This window comes from Pseudomonas sp. FW306-02-D09B (genome assembly GCF_058782685.1).
Genome location: NZ_JBYSXY010000008.1, coordinates 103,916 through 124,105, shown reverse-complemented (window position 1 = coordinate 124,105; position 20,190 = coordinate 103,916). Strand labels below are relative to the sequence as shown.

General features: G+C 54.0%; 24 protein-coding genes and 1 pseudogene. 10 read left to right on the top strand and 15 right to left on the bottom strand.

What is annotated here, in order from left to right; all coding sequences use genetic code 11:
- Window positions 1–651: 651 nt before the first annotated feature.
- Entirely contained in the window at window positions 652–1,497 is an 846-nt protein-coding gene (locus AC3WK5_RS15520; RefSeq protein WP_103315974.1) for a LysR family transcriptional regulator, read from the bottom strand.
- A 94-nt stretch (window positions 1,498–1,591) separates the two neighbouring features.
- Between AC3WK5_RS15520 and AC3WK5_RS15515 the strand changes: the two genes are divergently transcribed.
- The 3 genes and pseudogenes from AC3WK5_RS15515 (at window position 1,592) to AC3WK5_RS15505 (ending at window position 3,290) form a co-directional block, all read left to right on the top strand.
- On the top strand, window positions 1,592–1,975 hold the full coding sequence (locus tag AC3WK5_RS15515) for a tautomerase family protein (protein WP_103315973.1): 384 nt from the start codon (window positions 1,592–1,594) through the stop codon (window positions 1,973–1,975).
- Between the two features lie 123 nt (window positions 1,976–2,098).
- Window positions 2,099–2,428: pseudogene (locus AC3WK5_RS15510) on the top strand (MocR-like pyridoxine biosynthesis transcription factor PdxR); the annotation flags it as partial.
- Window positions 2,429–2,807: 379 nt separating this feature from the next.
- A complete protein-coding gene (locus AC3WK5_RS15505) occupies window positions 2,808–3,290 on the top strand; it encodes an OsmC family protein (protein ID WP_103315972.1) in 483 nt (160 codons plus the stop codon).
- 235 nt (window positions 3,291–3,525) lie between these two features.
- On the opposite strand, the gene AC3WK5_RS15500 is transcribed toward AC3WK5_RS15505, so the two are convergent.
- From AC3WK5_RS15500 to AC3WK5_RS15490, 3 genes are all read right to left on the bottom strand, one after another.
- On the bottom strand, window positions 3,526–4,182 hold the full coding sequence (locus AC3WK5_RS15500) for a hypothetical protein (RefSeq protein ID WP_103315971.1): 657 nt from the start codon (window positions 4,180–4,182) through the stop codon (window positions 3,526–3,528).
- Between the two features lie 176 nt (window positions 4,183–4,358).
- Window positions 4,359–4,736, bottom strand: coding sequence for a c-type cytochrome (locus AC3WK5_RS15495; protein ID WP_371919127.1), 378 nt, complete (start codon window positions 4,734–4,736; stop codon window positions 4,359–4,361).
- A gap of 236 nt (window positions 4,737–4,972) precedes the next feature.
- Window positions 4,973–5,845: a LysR substrate-binding domain-containing protein gene (locus AC3WK5_RS15490; protein ID WP_103315969.1), complete on the bottom strand. Its 873-nt coding sequence runs from the start codon at window positions 5,843–5,845 to the stop codon at window positions 4,973–4,975.
- Between the two features lie 134 nt (window positions 5,846–5,979).
- Here AC3WK5_RS15490 and AC3WK5_RS15485 point away from each other — a divergent pair, with 134 nt between their 5' ends.
- From AC3WK5_RS15485 to AC3WK5_RS15470, 4 genes are read left to right on the top strand one after another with little or no spacing between them, the layout of a single operon-like run.
- The gene (locus AC3WK5_RS15485; RefSeq protein ID WP_103315968.1) at window positions 5,980–7,032 is read left to right on the top strand and encodes an agmatine deiminase family protein; all 1,053 of its coding nucleotides are present in this window, start codon (window positions 5,980–5,982) and stop codon (window positions 7,030–7,032) included.
- 4 nt (window positions 7,033–7,036) lie between these two features.
- Window positions 7,037–7,945 (top strand): N-carbamoylputrescine amidase, encoded by a 909-nt coding sequence (gene aguB / locus AC3WK5_RS15480; protein ID WP_103315967.1) that lies wholly within the window; start codon window positions 7,037–7,039, stop codon window positions 7,943–7,945.
- Between the two features lies 1 nt (window position 7,946).
- Complete coding sequence (locus tag AC3WK5_RS15475) at window positions 7,947–9,050, top strand: extracellular solute-binding protein (RefSeq protein WP_103315966.1); 1,104 nt, start codon at window positions 7,947–7,949, stop codon at window positions 9,048–9,050.
- A 14-nt stretch (window positions 9,051–9,064) separates the two neighbouring features.
- Window positions 9,065–10,189 carry an agmatine deiminase family protein gene (locus AC3WK5_RS15470; protein WP_103315965.1) on the top strand — a complete coding sequence of 375 codons (1,125 nt, stop codon included), beginning with the start codon at window positions 9,065–9,067 and terminating at the stop codon, window positions 10,187–10,189.
- A gap of 47 nt (window positions 10,190–10,236) precedes the next feature.
- Here the strand turns inward: AC3WK5_RS15470 and AC3WK5_RS15465 are convergent, their stop codons facing one another.
- The 7 genes from AC3WK5_RS15465 to AC3WK5_RS15435 all read right to left on the bottom strand — a co-directional run bounded on the left by AC3WK5_RS15465 (window position 10,237) and on the right by AC3WK5_RS15435 (window position 14,417).
- Complete coding sequence (locus AC3WK5_RS15465) at window positions 10,237–10,905, bottom strand: DUF3885 domain-containing protein (RefSeq protein ID WP_103315964.1); 669 nt, start codon at window positions 10,903–10,905, stop codon at window positions 10,237–10,239.
- Window positions 10,906–11,099: 194 nt separating this feature from the next.
- Entirely contained in the window at window positions 11,100–11,339 is a 240-nt protein-coding gene (locus AC3WK5_RS15460; RefSeq protein ID WP_103315963.1) for a hypothetical protein, read from the bottom strand.
- Window positions 11,340–11,405: 66 nt separating this feature from the next.
- Window positions 11,406–11,885 (bottom strand): hypothetical protein, encoded by a 480-nt coding sequence (locus AC3WK5_RS15455; protein ID WP_177474806.1) that lies wholly within the window; start codon window positions 11,883–11,885, stop codon window positions 11,406–11,408.
- A gap of 117 nt (window positions 11,886–12,002) precedes the next feature.
- Complete coding sequence (locus tag AC3WK5_RS15450) at window positions 12,003–12,245, bottom strand: hypothetical protein (RefSeq protein WP_103316069.1); 243 nt, start codon at window positions 12,243–12,245, stop codon at window positions 12,003–12,005.
- A gap of 207 nt (window positions 12,246–12,452) precedes the next feature.
- Window positions 12,453–12,767: a DUF6678 family protein gene (locus AC3WK5_RS15445; RefSeq protein WP_371919126.1), complete on the bottom strand. Its 315-nt coding sequence runs from the start codon at window positions 12,765–12,767 to the stop codon at window positions 12,453–12,455.
- Window positions 12,768–13,000: 233 nt separating this feature from the next.
- Window positions 13,001–13,483 (bottom strand): GNAT family N-acetyltransferase, encoded by a 483-nt coding sequence (locus AC3WK5_RS15440; protein ID WP_103315962.1) that lies wholly within the window; start codon window positions 13,481–13,483, stop codon window positions 13,001–13,003.
- A 55-nt stretch (window positions 13,484–13,538) separates the two neighbouring features.
- Window positions 13,539–14,417: a helix-turn-helix transcriptional regulator gene (locus AC3WK5_RS15435; RefSeq protein WP_256585161.1), complete on the bottom strand. Its 879-nt coding sequence runs from the start codon at window positions 14,415–14,417 to the stop codon at window positions 13,539–13,541.
- Window positions 14,418–14,513: 96 nt separating this feature from the next.
- Here AC3WK5_RS15435 and AC3WK5_RS15430 point away from each other — a divergent pair, with 96 nt between their 5' ends.
- On the top strand, window positions 14,514–15,470 hold the full coding sequence (locus AC3WK5_RS15430) for a threonine dehydratase (protein WP_103315961.1): 957 nt from the start codon (window positions 14,514–14,516) through the stop codon (window positions 15,468–15,470).
- 739 nt (window positions 15,471–16,209) lie between these two features.
- Window positions 16,210–16,539: a hypothetical protein gene (locus AC3WK5_RS15425; RefSeq protein WP_103315959.1), complete on the top strand. Its 330-nt coding sequence runs from the start codon at window positions 16,210–16,212 to the stop codon at window positions 16,537–16,539.
- A 41-nt stretch (window positions 16,540–16,580) separates the two neighbouring features.
- Here AC3WK5_RS15425 and AC3WK5_RS15420 read toward each other — a convergent pair whose 3' ends face one another.
- The 3 genes from AC3WK5_RS15420 to AC3WK5_RS15410 form a co-directional block, all read right to left on the bottom strand.
- A complete protein-coding gene (locus AC3WK5_RS15420) occupies window positions 16,581–16,880 on the bottom strand; it encodes a hypothetical protein (RefSeq protein WP_103315958.1) in 300 nt (99 codons plus the stop codon).
- Between the two features lie 160 nt (window positions 16,881–17,040).
- Complete coding sequence (locus tag AC3WK5_RS15415; protein WP_103315957.1) at window positions 17,041–17,463, bottom strand: hypothetical protein; 423 nt, start codon at window positions 17,461–17,463, stop codon at window positions 17,041–17,043.
- A 257-nt stretch (window positions 17,464–17,720) separates the two neighbouring features.
- Window positions 17,721–19,151 (bottom strand): IS1182 family transposase, encoded by a 1,431-nt coding sequence (locus AC3WK5_RS15410; protein WP_103315956.1) that lies wholly within the window; start codon window positions 19,149–19,151, stop codon window positions 17,721–17,723.
- Between the two features lie 121 nt (window positions 19,152–19,272).
- On the opposite strand from AC3WK5_RS15410, the gene AC3WK5_RS15405 reads away from it, so the two are divergent.
- Window positions 19,273–19,560 carry a barstar family protein gene (locus tag AC3WK5_RS15405; protein WP_103315955.1) on the top strand — a complete coding sequence of 96 codons (288 nt, stop codon included), beginning with the start codon at window positions 19,273–19,275 and terminating at the stop codon, window positions 19,558–19,560.
- A 203-nt stretch (window positions 19,561–19,763) separates the two neighbouring features.
- Here the strand turns inward: AC3WK5_RS15405 and AC3WK5_RS15400 are convergent, their stop codons facing one another.
- Window positions 19,764–20,177 (bottom strand): hypothetical protein, encoded by a 414-nt coding sequence (locus AC3WK5_RS15400; RefSeq protein ID WP_103315954.1) that lies wholly within the window; start codon window positions 20,175–20,177, stop codon window positions 19,764–19,766.
- Window positions 20,178–20,190: the final 13 nt, after the last annotated feature.

Here is a 20,190-nt window from a genome sequence, read left to right as displayed (position 1 = left end):
CTAGGAGTACACGACGCCGGGCGGCATTTTTATGCCGCACAGAGAGCGGTAGCAAACACCATTTCCATATACCAAGCATTTATCTTGGGTTTGAGCTTTAAGCACTAACTCTCGCAGCATGTGGACAAGCCGAATTGCCCGACACCTGAATAACAGCGGTTGAATGGGCCGCCTTGCTTGCCTTGGGTACTGAATTTCACCGAGGTATTCCCGCCAGCTTGTTGGTTGCTGATTTAGCTCAATTTCGAGATTATTCAAAATTGCCAATGCGTCATTTAGATCGTCACTTCTTAGGCAGCTCATTACATTTATTGATGTAATGCTTATCTGTGCATCTCTTTGAGCATATTTCTCAAAAGCAGGAGCTATAAGGGAGAAATATCCAGACGAATGAAAGCAATCAGATCTGAAAATAATTCGGTCGTGTGGGTCTAGCAGCCACAATCGCTCTGTTTTTCTTGAGGTGTATAAGCCGATTACGTGATGCATGGTGCCTGTACCTAATTAGTGAAATGCTGTGTCGCGTTTTTGCCGTGGGAAAAGGAAACAAAATTATTTTTCATTGCGTCGAGGCTGATGGCAGATAAACAAGTCTGTCCCCTTTTTATTCTCCTGCCTCTAAGCACAAGCTATCTTTTACGTTTATCGTATTCACTGTTGCAATGCCGCTACTGATTCAAGGTGGGCAGTCATTCGGCTCACGGCCAGACTGGTGCCCGCATTCCCTTGGCGCCGCTCAACGATGGAGTAGGCGATTTCCGGCAGTTGCGGCAGCGATATACTTGATATCGCCGGTAAGCCAAATCCTGATTCAGTGCGGCAGGTAATGCCCAATCCTGCCTCGACCGCAGCGCGTAGACCATCAAGGCTCGGGGTGGTGAGCGCCATGCGCCATGGGCGTCCGGCGGCGTCCAGCACTCGCTGCGCGGCCAAAAGAAACGGGCAGGGCAAAGTGATCCCAACCAGCGGAACCACGTCACCGAGTAGTAGATCCGGGTAGCCGAACCACTTCATGGGGAGGCGCGTAACGATGTTTGCGCCGAACGGCTCGCCAGCGCACAGTGCGGCGTCGATCCGGTCCTCGCCTATCGCCTGCAACAGTTCTGCCGTGCTCGCAATGACAATTGAAAAAGCAGTTCCAGGAGCGGCGGCGAGGACGTCGGTGAGAGTCGGGCGCAATACCCCTGCCACGAAATCCTGAACGACACCGATTCGAACCGGCACTACCGTGTCCGGCGCGAGCTCTGCTCGCGCGGCGTCTATTCGGCCCAGAATCGAGCGCGCATGCGCCAGCAAAAGCCCCCCAGTATGGTTAAGCCGCAGTGCCCGGCCATCCCTGTCGAAGAGCGGCTGGCGAACGATGTTTTCAAGACGGGCGATTTGAAGGCTTAGCGCCGACTCGCTGCGCGCGATGCGCCTAGCCGCCGCTGCCAGCGAGCCACAATCGACCACCGCAACGAACGTGCGAAGCAGAGGAGAAGGGATATCCGCAATCATGAGAAAAACTCAAACCTGATACCTAGAATGTCCCAAGTATACTTTTGTTTTTCTCAAATAAACTTCGGTCTTCAACAGTGCTAGGAGAACGAAAATGCCTTTTGCCAGACTTACGCTGTCACTCGATCTTTCCCCCGATGAGGGCCGTCGCCTATGCAATGAATTGACTGACCTGATCGCCGACGAGCTTGGAAAGCGCCAGGAACTCACGTCAGTGCTGATAGATGTGCCGGGGGGCTATCACTGGACTATTGGCGGTAGTGGTCAGCGGACAGCGGCACATCTTGAAGTCTGCGTGACTGCTGGGACGAACTCTGAAGAAGAGAAAGGGGCTTTCATGGCAAGCGCCATGTCGCTGCTTCGTCGAACATTGCCGAATCTCGACCCGGTGACTTATATCGTTGTGAAGGAGAACCCGGCAACCGATTGGGGCTATGACGGAAGAACTCAGGCCGACCGTGCAAGGTGCAAGGCTTAAGTATCCGTTCGGCGAAATCATCTTTCCCGCTCTGCAAAGCCAAGACATGAAAATGGGGGCAGATTTATTTTTCATTGCGTCGAGGCTGACATGGCAGATAAATAAGTCTGTCCCCTTTTCATTTATTACAACGCCCATGTCCGGGCCATGCGCAAGCTGTATGCCGGGCGCCGTTCCGTCATGCTTGACGCAATCGGCAAGCATTTGGACGGCATCGTTACCGCCTTGCGCCCTCCCGGCGGACTACAAATTCCCTGCCTGCTGCACGATGGCTGGTCTGAGGAAAAAACCATCCGCCAAGCGGCCAGCGCGGGCGTACAGCTTTCCGGCCTGAGCCGGTTGTACGCCGGCGAGGAGAAGAAACAAGGCTGGCTATTGGGTTATTCGTCGTTGACCGCTTATGAAATCGAAGCGGCCATGCTGCGCCTGGCCAATGCACTGAAAACCCGGTAGTGATGACGTGGGCGAACGGCACCGGCGACGGATGGGCGCCACCGGCAACCAGGCCGGCCAGATGATTCTCAGATTTATTTTTTATTGCGATCGAGGACAGTGATGAAAAATAAATCCGTCCCCTTTTCAGATTGTGAAGGCTGCTGGCTACGCACCTCAAAAGGTTGTGGCAGATGCTTCGCTCAAATAGTTAAATTAAGTATAGGGAGGCTGTGGAGGTGTCTCTATCTCTGACGTTGCACGGCTTAAGGACGTCCTAACTCGTCTGCCGACGCAGAGGGCGAGTGAAATTGCGGAGCTGCTACCTCATCGATGGACACCCGCTCAATGAGTCGGGTTTTAACGGACTTACCGGAAACTTTTTCCTAGGAGGAATCAAATGGCAGACAAAGCACACGAGTACGAAGTCCAGGTAACTTGGGCTGGCAATGAGGGGACAGGAACGTCGTCTTATCGGGGTTACAGCCGGGCACACGTAATTACAGCCAACGGCAAAATACCAATTGAGGGGTCATCCGATCCTAGTTTTCGGGGAGACTCAACACGCTGGAACCCAGAGGAATTGCTTCTTGCATCTTTATCGGCGTGCCACAAACTTTGGTACCTCGGCCTTTGTGCTGAGGCCGGGGTCGTGGTGGTGGCCTATGAAGACAATGCTCAAGGAACAATGGTCGAGGAGAGTCACGGCGCTGGTCAGTTCACGTCGGTTGTTTTGAGGCCAAAGGTGGTTCTGGCACCGGGGTCTGAAATCGCAAAAGCTCAGACTCTGCACCAGATAGCTCATGAGAAATGCTTCATTGCTCGCTCGGTAAACTTTCCAGTGAGCCATGCACCCGACATATCAATAAGTCTGGACGCCTGAATAGCTAGAGAGGGTGTCCGTGTAGACGGGCACCATCTCTTATTAGCATAGCTGCCTAGATGAAATTGCCGAACGCTTACTCTCCGCGAGCTGAAGCCTGACCCGAATGGCCCAGATATCTCTGACTCGGAGCGCGAAAAGGCGAGCGCGAAAAGGGGACAGATTTATTTTTCATTGCGTCGAGGCTGATGGTAGATAAATAAGTCTGTCCCATTTTCATTGAGGTACATGCCCCTTATTCCTTTGGCGGATAACTATAGTCCCAGCGAAAAAAGCCTTGCTCTTGGAAATGAGCGCCGCGAAGTGACTCTTCTTTGCTTTTAAAGTAGTTAGGTGGTGGGCATGTTACGTTGCGCATAAAGTAACCAGGATGCCAATTTTCTATGCCGGGAAGGCTGTTGATCTCTGCATGAAATGGATTGAGTTCAGGAAGTGAAAAATAAATAAATTCACCAATGGATTCCTTCAGCCATTCTTCTGGATTCTGCTTCTCCGAAAGAGGCATGACGTGTAAGGGGGATTTTGCCAGCTCCACAAAATCTCGAATTTTTGTCATCGACCAACCGCAAAACTCTAAATTTTCTTCTGTGCCATACGCAATGTCACTGAGACGAACAATTGTGTCTTCTGGTGGAGTTGTATAAGTTTTCGGGAAGTGCTCTGTGTTCTTTTCAATGCAAAAAAGAATATACGATGCCGCTAATGATCCTAGTCCGTGGACGACTATTGCCGGATGTTCGCCAGCTCCGCCCCCGATAACCAAATTGTCGGGAGAGCATGAGAAGTTACGGTCTCCCCATCCTCCTGCTTCAATAAGCTCAAGAGGGTGATATATGGCTAAGCCATTGATGTGTCCGACCAGCTCATGTTTTATCGTGTCGATATAACTCATGTTTTCTGTCTCGAATTGTCCAAGGCTAAAGCTGTAGGGCGAAGAAAGATGGGGCGAATTTACTTTTCATTGCGTCGAGGCTGATGGCAGATAAATAAGCCTGTCCTATTTTCATTGTGTTTATAACCAACCCTGAAATGGTTCTTGGATTTTTGTGCCCAATGCCTATCTCAAAATCATCGATTTTTTGAAATCACACCACTCATGTATTGATTTAAATCGCGCAGATCCTTAATGCTCCAAGCGTGTGGCGGAATTTTTACACCATTCTCTCGCAACGTTTTTGGAATCAAGTCTCCATTTGGACGAAGTATTATCGATGACACAATAACGCCCGGATAATCATTTAGCCGTTTTTTGAAAGCGGATGTCGTAAGGTCAGGTGTAGGAGGATTGCTTTTATTAGCCAAAGGTCCTGTTCCTTTGATATCTATTCCGTGGCACATGACGCATCTCTGTAAGTAGAGATTTTTCCCATTGGCATTGTCCGCGAAGGATAGTGGTGATTGAATCAGCGATAAAGTTACTAACGAAGCGATGAATGATACTTTCATTAACATGTGGGTTTTGTCTCGTCCGTGAATGCTAGAGAGCGTCTCTGCTGAGCTAGCGCTAGTTTATCCGAAGCTGCTTTGCCATAGGCAAGTGGTTCTGGGCACGGTAGCTCTTGGCCGACTCCTGCCCGTCCCAACTGACCGAAATCCACCCCCAAAAGCAGCATCCCATGCATCCGCAAATCAAAGTGCACTAAACCAAGAGGCCGACACCCTTCAGCCCTGACCCAAAACCCTTACATCCCCCGACTCCCCGCCACCAGTTTGCCCAGCAACCACCCACTAAAACTCCGCGCCATCGGACTATTCTCACTATCACGATGGGTCAACAACGCCCAGTTGGGGCCGCGAATCGTCTCCTCAACCAAGGGCTGCAACAGCCCATTGGCGCGCGCTGGCTGACTCAGTAACTGGCTGACCAGGGCGATGCCGAGCCCCGCACACGCGGCGTCCAGCAGCAGGCCGGGGTCGGAGAAGTTCAGGCCCTGATCCTTCTGGCCTACATCGATGCCAGCCTCCACCGCCCAGTGGCTCCAGTCCATTTCCCGCTCGCCATGCAGGGTGGTGCGCTGTGCGCTGGGCACTGCCAACAGGCTGGGGTGGCACGCCGGGTAAAGGCGGTCGGCGTGCAGCACTTTGAAGCTGCATTCGGCCTGGGAGCTGATGTCGTCTCGCACGGCGAGGTCGATGGTCTGGGTCGTCATGTCCGGGACTTCGTCGGTGCTGAAGATCCACAGATCAACTTCCGGGTGCTGGCGACGGAAATCTTCCAGGCGTGGCAGTAGCCAGTGTCGGGCGAACGCCGGGGTGGTGTTGAGGACCAGTTGGTTGGGTTTTTGGTACTGCCCAAGGCGACGAACACCGACGGCCAGTTGCTGCAGCAGTGCCTGGGTGGTGCTGAGCAGGTCGTGACCGGCATCGGTCAGGCTGACGCTGCGGCCACTGCGAAAGAACAAGGGCTGTTCCAGGTATGCCTCGAGGCTGCGAATCTGCTGGCTGATCGCCGATTGGGTGAGGTGCAGCTCTTCGGCGGCCTTGTGGAAACTGCCCAGCCGGGCGGCGGCTTCAAAGCCGCGAAGGGTGCCGAGCGGCGGCCAGTGTTTGAGCATGCTGATAAGTTCCTCTAATCATTTATCTACAAAATCCATCGTTTGTTTGCCCGTTTTTGCAGCCGTAGCATGCATGCCAAGACCGCATAAGCAGTTTTCATTGAACACAATGACTTAACTTAAAGGTGCTTGTCATGCAGCAGAATGAAATTCAAAACAATGGTTGGTGGATGCCGGCGGAATGGGTCAGGCACGCAGCAACCTGGATGGTTTGGCCACACAATCAGGCGCTGTGGGAATCGGGTTGGGGTGTCACGTTGGCACTGGTGCAAGAGGATTTCGCTCGTGTGGCCAACGCCATTGCCCGTTTTGAACCGGTGAAGATGGTCGTTGATCCTTCTGCTGTCACGAGTGCCAAAGCATTGTGCGGGCCCAACATCGAACTGATCGAGCTGGCGGTGAATGACAGCTGGTGCCGGGACTCCGGCCCGAGCTTCATCTGCCACCCGCAACAGGGGCTGGCCGGTGTGAGCTGGCGTTTCAACGCGTGGGGCGGGAAGTCGGCCCATGACCTGGACGAAAGCCTGGCTCGCCGCGCACTCAATCACTTGGGCTTGGCGTGCTTCGGTACTCCATTGAGTAACGAAGGCGGCGCGATTCATGTGGACGGCGAGGGCACGCTGATCACCACCGAGTCGGTATTGCTCAACCCCAACCGCAACCCGGGCATGAGCAAGGCCGAGATGGAGGAGATATTCAAGCGTCTGCTCGGCGTGAAGAAGACCGTCTGGCTGCCGGGCGATCCCGACTACGTGACCGGCGACATGACCGACGGCCATGTCGATGGCGTGTGCGCTTTCGCCCGCCCGGGTGTGTTGCTGGTGGACGCCACTCACGACAAGCACTCGGTGTATGCCGAGGTGGTACGAGAAAACCGTCGCGCGTTGGCGCTGGCAACCGATGCCCACGGTCGACCGTTTGAGCTGATCGAACTGTATGAAGCTACCGATGCTGTGGACACCGAGGCTGACGTGTTTTGTGCTTCCTACACCAACTTCTACATCGCCAACAACGCCATCATCATGCCGGCCTATGGCATCGATGCCGACAACGCGGCTGCCGAAGTGTTGGCTCAGGCGTTCCCCGGACGCGAGGTGGTGCCGGTGCGGATCAATCATCTGGCGCATGGCGGTGGCGGGGTGCATTGCATCACCCAGCAACAGCCGGCCTGGCCACTGAAGGGGTAATGCCATGACCATTTTGACTGTTGCTACCACCCAGATGTCCTGCACCTGGGATCTGAAACACAACCTCGATCAGGCTGAGCAGTTGGTACGTGAAGCGGCGGCGAAGGGCGCCCAGGTCATCCTGTTGCAGGAGCTGTTTGCCTCGCCATATTTCTGCATCGAGCAACATCACAAACACCTGGCGCTGGCTGAGGAATATCAGCACAGCGCCGTGCTCAAACGCTTTGCCGCGCTGGCCAGGGAGTTGGGGGTGGTGCTGCCGCTGAGCTGGTTCGAGAAGGCCGGCAATGCCTACTTCAATTCGTTGAGCGTGGCCGATGCCGATGGGCAATTGCTGGGTGTGTATCGCAAGACGCACATACCCAACGCCATCGGTTATCAGGAGAAGGAATACTTCAGCCCCGGCGATACCGGCTTTCGTGTCTGGGACACTGCGTTCGGGCGTATCGGTGTGGGCATTTGTTGGGATCAGTGGTTCCCCGAGACCGCCCGCTGCCTGGCGTTGATGGGCGCCGAAGTCTTGCTGTTTCCCACCGCCATCGGCTCTGAACCCGGCTGCGTTGCACTGGATTCACGTGACCACTGGCAGATGACCATGCGCGGCCATGCCGCCGCCAACCTCCTGCCGGTGGTGGCCGCCAACCGCATCGGCCGAGAAGTGGCGACCACCGATCCAACGCTGCAGATGAACTTCTACGGCTCGTCCTTTATCTGCAACCACAAGGGCAAGCTCCTTGCCGAAGCCGACCGCGACAGCCTTGGCGTGCTGGTACACAGCCTGGACTTGTCCGCTATGCGCGAAGAACGTCTGACCTGGGGCATTTACCGTGACCGCCGTCCCGACATGTACGGGGCGCTGTTGAGTCTGGATGGTCGTTACATTAATGCTCGCTGGAATACTCAAGGGGTTTGACATGAACGTGACCAAAAAGCTTTTGCTCTGCTCCTTGGGATTGGTTCTAGGCGGTGCCTTGTCGTCGGTGCAGGCAGAGGAGAAGACCCTGCGGTTGTACAACTGGGCCGATTACTTCGCCGAGGACACCCTGTCCAGATTCACCGCCGAAACCGGGATCAAGGTGATCTACGACGTCATGGATGGCAGTGAAACACTGGAAGCCAAGCTGATGGCCGGCGGCAGTGGTTATGACCTGATCTTTCCGGGCGACACTGTTGGCGAGCGTCTGATGCACGCCGGCAGTTTGCAGCCGCTGGACAAGTCAAAGCTCACCGCCCTGGATGACATCGAGCCGGGTTTGCAGAAACTACGGACGCATTATCTCTACTCGAGCAAGGCCACCGTCCCCTATACGTGGGGCACCATCGGCCTGACCTACAACGCCGAACAGATCAAAAAGCGCATGCCGGATGCGCCGGTGAATAGCCTCGACATGCTGTTCAAACCGGAGTTGGCCGCCAAATTTGCGGACTGCGGTATCTCCCTGATCGACTCGCCGGACGAAGTGCTGGCGGTCGCGCTCAATTACCTCGGCCGTGAACCGCGCAGCGCCAAGCCGGAGGACTTGGCAGCGGCCAGTGAACTGTTGCTCAAACTGCGGCCGTACATCCGCAAGTTCCAGTCGCAACCAGTGACCGATCTGGTGAACGGCAACTTGTGCCTGTCACTCGGTTACAGCGGCGATATGACCCAGGCGCAACGGGCTGCAGATGCCGCCGGCAAGAAAACCACGTTCCAGTATCACATCCCGCGCGAGGGCACTACGGTGTGGATGGACACCATGGCAATCCCCGTCGACGCGAGGCATCCAGAGTACGCCTACGCGTTCATCAACTTCGTCATGCGCCCGGAGAACATGGCCGCCATCAGTAACTTCACCGGTTACCCCACCTCCAACGCCAAGGCGCGTCCGAGCGTCGATGCAATGATGCGTAACAACCCGGATATCTACCTCGATGACGCCACTTACCAACGACTGATTCCGGGCAAGGACATTCCCCAGGTGGACATGCGTGCGCGGATGCGGGCGTGGACCAAATTCAAGACAGCTTCCGTTAAATGAACAGAGAGATATGCATGTCGACACGTCGAGAGTTCATTAAGCAGGTATCGGTGGTTGCCGGTCTTGGCGTCGCCGCGTCCATGGGACTGGGCCTGAATGCTCCCCGGGTGCAAGCAGCCATCAAGGGCAGTTGGCATATGCCGGACGAGGGCGAAAAACATCGGCGAGCCTTTATCGCCTTTGGTGCACAGGAGGTCATCCACGAGGACTTCACGCCTGACGTGCAAGATACCTTGGGCCGGATCGCCCGCACTATTGCCAGCTATGAGCCGGTCACCGTGTTCTGCCGCGAGAGCGAGCGGGATCTGGCTGAAGAAAAATGCGGTACGAGCAACATCACCTTTGTTGTCACGGAGCTGGACGATATCTGGATGCGCGATATCGGGGCCAACTTCGTTATCGATAGCGAAGGAGGGCTCGGCGCGGTGGATTTCAACTTCAACGGCTGGGGCAATAAACAGCAGCATGCCGATGATGCGCAGCTGGCCGCTTCGTTCGCCCGGACCGCTGGCGCCAGCTACATCCGCAGCCGGCTGGTGGGCGAGGGCGGCGCCATCGAAGTGGATGGCCACGGCACGGGGATCATGACCGAAAGCAGCTGGATCAATACCAACCGCAATCCCGGCTGGAGCAAGGCCGATGTAGAGGAAGAACTGAAGAACAGGCTTGGCTTGCGCAAAATCATCTGGCTGCCGGGCATCAAAGACAAGGACATCACCGACGCCCATGTCGACTTCTACGCCCGCTTCGTCAAGCCGGGAGTGGTGATCGCCAACCTCGACAACGACCCCGAGTCCTATGACCACGCAGTGACGCTCGCCCATCTGGACATTCTCAGGAAGGCCACGGATGCCGATGGCCGCGCGCTGCACGTGCACACCGTGTCGCCTCCGCTCAATCCACGGAAAAGTCGGTTCAGCAAAAACAATCCAGACTTCGCGCCAGGCTATATCAACTACTTCGTGATCAATGGAGCGGTCATTGCCCCCGAGTTCGGCGACAAGGCGGCAGATACAAAAGCCTTTGACCTGTTGTCCGAGCTCTACCCGGACCGAGAGGTGGTGCAGCTCAACATCGACGCCATCGCCGCGGGTGGTGGGGGTATCCACTGCGTGACCAGTCACCAGCCTTTGGTTTAGCCTGGGTCAACTCGTTGCCGTTGATAAAAGCTAGCTCCAGAAATGGATCAGGCGCCCAAGGCGCCTGATTTGTTATTTGAAGTCGATCCGCGCGCAGGCCCTGCGAATGTGCTGTCCATCGCGTGTCGGTCGTAATCCAGCAGGTATGTATGATGCTGACGATACAGCTGTGAAAGCAGATCTTTGTTAGGGCCAACTACATCCATACCCCTGTCGTCATATGGGAAAACCATGACCCGCTTCTTCAAATTGAAGAGGTACAAAGCACACTTGGGTTTAGGCTCAATTGCAGCCAAATCTCTAGCCAATGCACACCAAAGAAATGCTTGAAGCAGGGCCACAGGCGCTTCAAATGCGATATTGATCCAATATTCCGGTTCGCTTTCGCAATACCAATCCTCTGGATCTATCTCCTCGCTCCAGACTGACCGTTCAGTGGGGATGTCAATGCCAGCAAATCGAAGGGCGTAAATCGAGGCCCGATGAGCAAAATGGCTGCTGCCAGAGTGAACGCGCAGACAAGCAACAAGTGTCGTTTCATCAAGGAAGACATCGCCGCAGATCTGTGTTGATTTTCGTAGTGCTGATAGGAACTGCTCAATCACCCCACCCGTTTCGGAGAGTTCAAAGCGCAGACCTCCTGGATAGGAATAGAAAAGAGGTCTGGCAAATGCTTTGCCGCCAAAAATTCTCTCGATTTCAACCTGTAGATTCACTTGTTCCCTTCGTGGCTATTAGCCCGACTTCGTGCTTGGGCGCTGGAGACGGATTCTACTGTAGACATAAGATTTGAGCTAAACCGAGCAGCCAGCGATTTCATTTTGCCGATTTTCTCCGGTGTAGACCGGCAGCTACCGATCCAAATTTGATCGTAGACGTCAAGAACTGATAGAGGAGAACGGTGCTACGGCTAAACACCCAATCCGAGTTCCGTGTAGGGGATTTGATCTTGTTCGGGAAAGTCTGTCTGGTATTCGCCCCAGTCCATATACGAATAGTATTTGGTCATCGCTACGAAGTGACTTTCAGCTTCAACCTCCCAGATAAGTTTGGCTTTTTCGTGAAGAAGCCTGCGCGCTCCATCTCCGTGAGCATCGGCTAGGCAGAAAGTCTGGCAGCCATCCGGTTCCAGCCAAAGTTCATGTTTCATATCCACTACTCGTTATTGCTTGGTTTTATGGTGCCCGAAAATCTTGATCAAGTGTCCGCTCTTGGGTCACGCTCTACCCATTTCCTCGTACGAAGCATCGACGACTGTGATGCGCTCACCCCAAGCAGTTTCAGCGACCTCCCGGATAATTTCCGCTAGCGTCTCAACATCCACACCCTGGGCCCTGATGCAGGCCAAACGTCCGAGCGACCAATCGATAACGGTGCACTGTGGGTACTTCCCTAGCAATTCGGACAGGGCTTTCTGAGGCGGCTCTTTGCTGGTGTACATGAAGTCAAAGTACGGGGCACTGGTATCCTGAAGCGAGTACACCAGAGCCCAAGCATTTGATGGGCCGGGAAACCAGATGGTGACATTACGATGCGCCCATTCAGGCCCGCCGCGCTTGATGCAGCGAAGTACTTCGATGATCGAATGACAATCGGGTATTCGGATCATGCGATCAGGGGAAAACGTCCAGCCAAGCACGGGCTCGGCGGCTGCTTTACTGGCCAGAAGTGCAGTCATACTTGCTTTTTTCTTCATCGCATTCCCTAGGGTTCGAACGTCCACTGTTGGCTGATTGCTGTCTGAAAGCAAGGGATGCTATCGACACATTGCGGACGTCATTGCCGAATATCAGTTTATGGTGGCTGGGAGATTTTAGGCGGCAAAGGTAAGCAATCTTGTCTCTTGAGTATCCGTTATGAACGCAGTGACTTGCTCTTTTGGATGAGGGGAAAGATCGGGGTATTCATCTGCTAGGTATTCGATAATCGCATCTTGATCCCAGGGACCGAGCGAACTCATGTAGTCAGGGTACTGATTTTGAATCTCTCTCCACGATGGGTAAGGGGGCTTGGAGAGCAACATGTCTGTTCGGGTGTAAATAATCTGAATCTGCACGAGTCTATTTTCCATGAGTAGACAGAAGTCTGAGCAGCAGTCGAGCGAGTGTACTTCCTTTGCGTGATTGACCTCTTGCCTACGGCTTCTGGCCGAGACTGTGTAAAAACGCATCCATCTCGTGGAAAAAGGCGGGCAGATTTATTCTTCATTGCTGTTGAGGCTGGTGACAGAGAAACAAGTCTGTCCTGTTTTCATTGCAGACTGTCACACAGGCGGAAAGTCTTCATACGATTTTGGGATGTACCCCCAAATTCTCAGAACGTCAGCGCGCACGTCAAACTCGAATCCAATGTGTGCGACGACCTTCGATATTTCGTCTGTATGGTCAATGGTTGTACGTGCAAGCAGCCTTCCTTTTGAGGGGGTTGCTTCCCACAAGCCAATGTCGAACCATTCGACGGACGCAAATGGAAACGGCAGATGGTAAAACCACTCGACATCCCACCCTGAGATGTATCCAGTGACGGACTTGAATCGGTATGACGGACGCCAACCCTGAAGCTGGCGGAAATGGTTGATCAGCTCATCCCACTTGGTATTGTTCGATGCGCTGCCAAGTTTCTCGCCGCTACGGCAGCATGGATTTTCTTCCGTGTTACATCATCATGGCCCGTGCCGGACTTCGGTAGCTCGCTCATATTCAGTCCTATCGATTTTTGGTGTTCAAGAATGAATGACCGCTATTGGCTGTCAGTCACGAATGACCCCGCAGAGGTCCCTTGAACCTCTTTTCATCTTTAGGGTGATCGCCTTTACAGACGCATTCCCATCTCGAAAGCACGAGTCTCAAACCCGAACTCTGTGTACATGCGAGCAGCACGTGCATTGAACGGCCAGACAGACAACCTCAAGTCCTGAGCGTCATGTTCGATTGCCCAGTTTTTAACGAGTTGAATAAGCCTGCGTCCAATACCTTTCCCCCAAAATTGCTCGGCAACACATACCGATCCGATGCGAACAACATTCAGCGGTTGCATCAGCGGCCCAGAACTTGCCGACAGGCTGGCAGTAATGAAGGCTGCGGTCTGGTGACCGACATTCGCGATGAATACAACCTGACCCGGTTTCTCGAAAAGGCCTGACCAGTGAGGAAGGTCGCGCGAAAAGTCTTGGGTGGCAGCCGCGTAAATATCGGGACGGGCAGCGTGGTGCACCGCGTTAAGCAATTGTCCCAACTCACACATGCTAAGTGCGTCTTCTACCGTTGCAGTTCGGTAAGTAATGGCTTCGTCCATGATGTGCAACTCTCCTTGATTGGGTAGGTGGTTCGCAGGGCTCCCGGTCTTTGTCTCATGGCCGGGAGGATATTCCAATGGCTGCTTTTGGCTGATATTTGCCCGACACCTGCACTAACGACCTCACATATCCACGCAGCTGTACCGGACTTACTCCAAGGCGTTGCCTGAACGTGGTTGCCATGTGCGCCTGGGAGTTAAAACCGCAGGTGTGGGCGATCTCTGCCAGGCTTGCTGTCGAATCGCGTATCAGTGCGCGGGCCTTGGCAAGGCGTCGGTCGATCAGGTAACTGTGCGGGCTCTTGCCCGTCGCGTTCTTGAATGCCCGCATGAAGTAGCCTTCGGACAATCCAAGTAAGCCCGCCATTGCCGGTATGCCCAGCGGCCCGTCGAGGCCAGCGTCGATGAACTCATCGAGCAGACGCATCCGGCTGCCGGTGATAGAGCCTTGGGGTGGGGCCGAAAATGTTTGATCGCCCGTCGCCCGTTCAGCCAATGCGAGTGCCCAGGCCTCCCAATCGTCGTCCACGGAGGCGTGCAACAACGCGCCGCGCATTCGCAGGGCGAGGGTAATGGCCTGCTGATCAATGCGATTGTTGAATGCACTATCCCCGACCAACGCATTACCGTCAGTGCGCATTACCCGCAGGTATTCACCGCCCATGGGGGACTCGGACAGCACGTCACAGCCGGCGGGGACGAACGCCAGACCGTTGGGCATGGCATCGAAGGGCAGCACTCGGTCGCTGCCAATGGCGTGAAGGCCGCGCTGGCTGTCGAAGGCAAAGCCAATCGCTGCCTGGGGCGCTACATACCGGGTCGCGTAGGCGGCGCCGGGTAACAATTCAATCGCCCATGGCCCTGCCTCGACTCGACGGACCGGTTCGGGGCGGGGCGTTGGCTGAAGGCGGCTTCGATGGTTCATGAACACCATAGTAGTGAAGCGGGGGCACAAAAGTCAGGTCAGTTTTTTGAAAGCCTGCGTGATGCGCCCGTATCTAGACTGGGCAAAACCTCAGGGAGACGACTCATGCTCAGACTGACTCGCGACGATATCGAACACGCTGCTCACCACGTGTACCAGGTCATGCCCGCTACCGCTCAATACCCTTGGCCCTTATTGGCCGAGCGCTTGGGTTGCACCGTTTGGGTCAAGCACGAAAACCACACACCGACAGGTGCTTTCAAGGTGCGTGGCGGCATTACTTTCATGCACTGGCTAAAGCGCGAGCACCCGGGCATCAAGGGTATTGTCTCCGCCACTCGCGGCAACCATGGCCAGAGCCTGGCGCTGGCAGCCAGCGCGCTGGGTTTGAGGGCGCTGATTGTAGTGCCGGAGGGTAACTCGGTAGAAAAGAACAATGCCATGCGCGCCTTTGGCGGTGAAGTGGTCGAGTGTGGCCGCGATTTCGATGAAGCCCGTGAAGAGGCCGCGCGCCTGGCGCAAGCGCATGGCCTCTATCTGGTTCCACCGTTCCATGCCGAGTTGGTCAAAGGCGTGGCCACTTACGCGCTGGAGCTGTTCAAGGCTGCGCCGGATCTGGATACGGTCTACGTGCCGATTGGCTGTGGCTCGGGGATTTGTGGGGTGATCGCCGCCCGCGACGCGCTTGGCCTGAACACCCGGGTGGTGGGCGTGGTTTCCACTAATGCCGAGGCCGCAAAGTTGTCGTTTGACACAGGAGCCATATGCGAAACCGCTTCGGCGAATACCTTTGCTGACGGCCTTGCCGTGCGTAAGCCAATTCCGGAAGCCTTTGCCATCTACGCGCAAGGTGCGCAGCGAATCGTATCGGTCAGTGAGGCGCAGATTGCCGAGGCCATGTGCGTGTATTACACCGATACCCACAATCTTGCTGAAGGGGCGGGTGCGGCGGCCCTTGCTGCGCTGATTCAGGAGCGTGAAGCAATGGCTGGAAGAAGGGTGGGGGTGATTCTGTCCGGTGGGAATGTGGACCGCTCGGTGTATGCGAGAGTGATTGCGTGAAGTAAGTCGATGGGGTAGATGACTGCTTCTGGCCGATTTCTGCCTGACTGTCATCGGCAAGAGCAGACATTGACGTGAAATAAAGCTGCCCGTTACTCCTGTGCTTAGGACAGAATGAGATCTTTCCTTAGACCATTCGGCCTTGTACACCATGGACGACTCTCGTTTCACCCCGGAGCAAGTGGCATCGCGATCTGGTATTGCTCAGACGGATAGGCATGTGAGGCAATGGCTATTGAGTCTTCCAATCGCTGAGAGACTCGATTTTCTAAAGCGACTATGGCGACTGAACTACCGATACTCGCTCAAACTACTCCAAGCGGCACAGCTACCGAGGCAGGAAAACGAGTACATATTCAGGTACTGGTTGCGTACTGGCAATCACAATACGGCGCAGGAACTAATCAAACGGTTACGGCCGGTTCTGGGGGAAAGAAAGTTCTGGCGGATTGCTTCACAAGAAAAGCTTTCACCGACCATGCGGGACTTCATGAATTACCACGGCCATGGACGCCTGGATTCTCAACCCGACGAAAAATAAATTTTTAGCCTTTTTTAGCAGTTTTTTCGGCGTACCCAGCTAACACGTCCATGGGTGTTGACTGTTTTCTGCGGGTCGATTTTTGCTCTTGGTGACAGGTGGAAGACGGCTAAAAACGGACGATAAATAAAGACCACTTTGGGTCGAGAGCTGCCTCTTGGAATACGGAACGTCGCCATTACAATCGGGGGGGAGAAGATGAACGAAGAATTCAGCTATGTCTGGTTGTTGCCACTGCTTGAGAAACCTTTCGAAACAGCTGCACTCGATTTGCCAGATGCGGTAAGAGCCCTTAGCGAAAAATATACACTGCCTGCCGATATAGTGTTGCAGCCGCTGGTGATCACAGCCTTGACGTCGCATTCCGAATATTGGTCGGGGCTGGCGCTTAAATGGCTTGAGGATGGTTTTCCTATAGACGTTGAGCTGACTGCGCTCTTGGCGCATTGCGCCGAGGACAAAACGTTGTCCCAGTCTCGCCGTCATAGGGCACGTAAGCTTGTTGGTCGGAAAAAATCAGGGAGCTGAATCCTATGTCTGGCTGTTATCGGTCAAAATCGGACAACTCGCTAACTGCTCGTTCCGCCGACGCTGAATGGAATCCGCTGAATCTCCGCTTCGCTCATTGCTCGCCAATCATTGGGCAAAATTCCATACTCCAATTCGGCGCTTTCCAATGCTTCTTCTAATCCGAGCATCAAGTGATCACCTTCAATCTGCATTTTTTCATAATCCCGAAAGCGAATTTCCAGATATACCGGATCACCGCCTTCCGCCTGTAAACCAAACAGTACGATAGCGGTTACATCTGGCCGGCCCTCGCTCACTTTGCGAACATAAGCAAATAGGTAACTCGTGGGTTTTGGCATGACGTCACTCGTATTGATGATGTGTAGAGGCCTTCTATGCGTCCGCTGTACGGCCAGAAGCGGACGGTCACCAAGGGCCTAAAACTGGCCAGAAACGAGTATCTAGTCACTGCCAATCGGGCCCGTCCTAGTGAGCAAGGCGAGCGGTTTGAACCATTTACTAGCTGGAGGTAATCGCAAATAGATTTTTACACAAGTAAGCATCCTCTCTTGGGATGAAATCTTCAGGGCTTTCATTGCAGGAAAATGCTTCGAAAACGTGGTTGATAATTTTCTTTGCTTGGTCCGTAGTAAGGGCTCGCGTGTCTATCAGCTCAAGAAGAGCATCAGCTATCTCGTTTAAACTAAAGCAGTATTCTTCAGCAGCAATCCTAAGCAGTGCTCGCATCTCCCTATATTTACAACCCGGATTTACGTCATTTGTCAAAAACTCAAGTGGCTCTTCCAGAGTTTCAAAAGGATAAATCGCTTGATACCTGCAGCAGTACTCTATAAGGGTCCGTCTAACCTTCACGCCATCAAGTTTTTGAGAGTTAGCCTCTAATAGTGCATTAATTTTCGTATTGGCTATCCAGCTCTTCATTGCGATGTCCACCTTAGTTAGTGCTTATTTAAGGGAAGTCGCCCAGCAGCTTCTGCCGATGGCAACGCTTCATGACAGGCCACTACCGGCCCTGAGTGTGTAAAAACGCTCATAGCTTCATCATCTTGGATCATTAACATTCTTGGCGGAACGATCACAAGGCAAATGCTGCGTGTCGCATCAGTCGCGACCTGGAACACGTCAACGCCGTTTTTACCGTTTTTACCGTCTTTGGGATGAGCAAAAATCAGCCTTTTTTAGGCCAGCAGCGCTTTCATCAAACCGTTGGCACCGATGATTTTCATGACCCGTTTCAGGTTGTAGGCGAGCACATTCAAGCTCATCTCCGCACTCACCCCGGCCAGCTTCCGCGTCAGGAAGTGCGTCGTACCCATCCGTTGTTTGAGCGTCCCGAAGGGATGCTCAACCGTCCGTTTTCGGACTCGCATCATCTCCGGGGACTTGCTCAGTCGAAGCTGCATTTCCTCCAGTATGGCTTCATGTTCCCAGCGTCGAATTCGTCGCTCCGTGCTCGGCGTGCACTGAGCTTTCAGCGCGCAGCCCTGGCATTTCGAACTCCAGTAACGGTGCAACTTCAGGCCTTTTTCAACGTAGGAATAGTGCCAGATCAGCGCCTCTCCAGCCGGGCAAATGTATTCATTTTTTGCCGCGTCATAGACGAAGGCATCGTTATTGAAACGCCCGTCAGCCTTGGCTCCAGAGGTCATCGGCTTGGGCACGTAGGCGGTGATGCCTGCATCGTGATAAGCCAGGATTTGTTCGCTTTTGAAGTAACCTCGGTCAGCCACTACCGACAACGTATCTGACGCTATCGCCTCGCGGGCCTGCCTAGCCATTGATCTGAGTTGGTCGCGGTCGGAACCGACGTTGGTCACCTCGTGCGCAACGATCAAATGGTGCTGAGTATCGACCGCTGTCTGCACGTTGTAGCCGACGATTTCTGTGCCGCGCGTCATCATGGAGCGGCTGTCTGGATCGGTCAGTGAGGCCTGTTTATCCGGCGATTCATTGAGCTGGATTTCGATCGCTTGAAGCTCCTTCATTTGCGTCTTCAGCTTGGCTATCTTCTCTTCCAACCGCGCTGTTTTTGGCTCAGAGGATGTGGGTTCTTGCCGATCGGCAGCATCGAGTGCCGCTAGGTAACGGTTGATGCTCGATTCAATTTCTTCCATTCGCCGCTTCAGTTTGGCGCTGGTGAAGTTGCGGTCACGATTGTTGACGGCCTTGAATTTACTGCCGTCGATGGCAACCAGATTTTCTCCGAACAATCCTAGCTGCTGACAGAGTACGACGAACTGACGGCAGGCTCCTCGGATGGCCTTGCTGTTGTCTTTTCGGAAGTTGGCGATGGTCTTGAAATCCGGCGTCAATCGCCCGGTCAGCCACATCAATTCGACATTGCGCTGCGTCTCTCGCTCAAGGCGCCTGCTCGATTGAATGCGGTTGAGATAGCCGTAGATGTAAATCTTCAGCAGGATCGCGGGATGATAAGCTGGCCGGCCCATATCTGCCGGTATGACACCGTCAAAACCCAGCTTGACCAGGTTGAGTTCATCGACGAAAACGTCAACTACGCGCACCGCATTGGTATCGCTGACGTAGTCGTCAAGGCTCTCGGGAAGCAAGGTGCTTTGGCCGCGATGTTCGCCTTGGATGAAGCGCTTCATTGACGATCCCTGAGTTACTCCCTCGGAAATCATAGCAAAGGTGCGCGGAGGTATAGGCTCCATGGCAGAAGCAGACTTCAGTTACCCCTCTCACCGGTGAACAATTTTTGAGGTGCTGACGATGACCCGCTTACAGGTTGTAAAGATTGACTTAAGTGGGGTGGCGAGTTCCGATGAACTCCATTCCACCTTGAGGGTTGCGCTCGGATTCCCCGGCTGGTACGGCTGTAATTGGGATGCTTTCTGGGACGCAATTACAGGACTTGTGCAAATGCCCGCGCAACTGAAAATTTCAGGGTGGGATACTTTATCCAGACGTTTGCCGAGGGATGCGAAGCTCATGCAAAAATGCCTTGCAGACATGAAGATTGAGTATCCGGAACTCGCATCAGATGTGGAGTTCGACTAAACGATTTTTCAAGTCTACCTTCGGCCGGGGCCACTTAAAAACGCCAGCTTCAGTCAGGGAAACTTTTAGCAGATCCAGCAACGAGATCCTTGGTTGAGTGCCGTTGGCTGATCTGTTTTTACACACTATGGGCCGGTTGCTGCCTGTCACGAAGGGCAGCAAACGACTCAAAACAGACGTCTTGGACCATAGTTTTATACCGCTCAGAAAACGATTTCGCACCGTGCTTCAGCGGCCTGTACTCGTAATATCAAACCAGACTCGAAGCACATGACAAGGTGATGATCTGGTTGGATGTTATCCGTGAGGTAGAAGGCTTGTGTCTCGGCGTAGGACTCCACCGCTCCAATCGAATGAATAACACCACCGCCTTCGTCAACTGGGTTTTCGTCCCGGCCACTCGCTGAAAAGTAGTCGACCTCATGGAAGCTGATAGTAATCTTGTTTGCTTCTTCGATCGGCACCCAAGCTTCAGTCCGTCGAGTAAAACTAAGCACAAGCGACCGATCCACGATGTCGTAATTGATGGCGCTGGCTTGGTAGAAGTTATGCAGATCGTACGCACGGTCGTGAATCTCAACCTCGATATGTCCGAACGCAAAGCCATGGAACTGCATGGGTTAGCCCTAA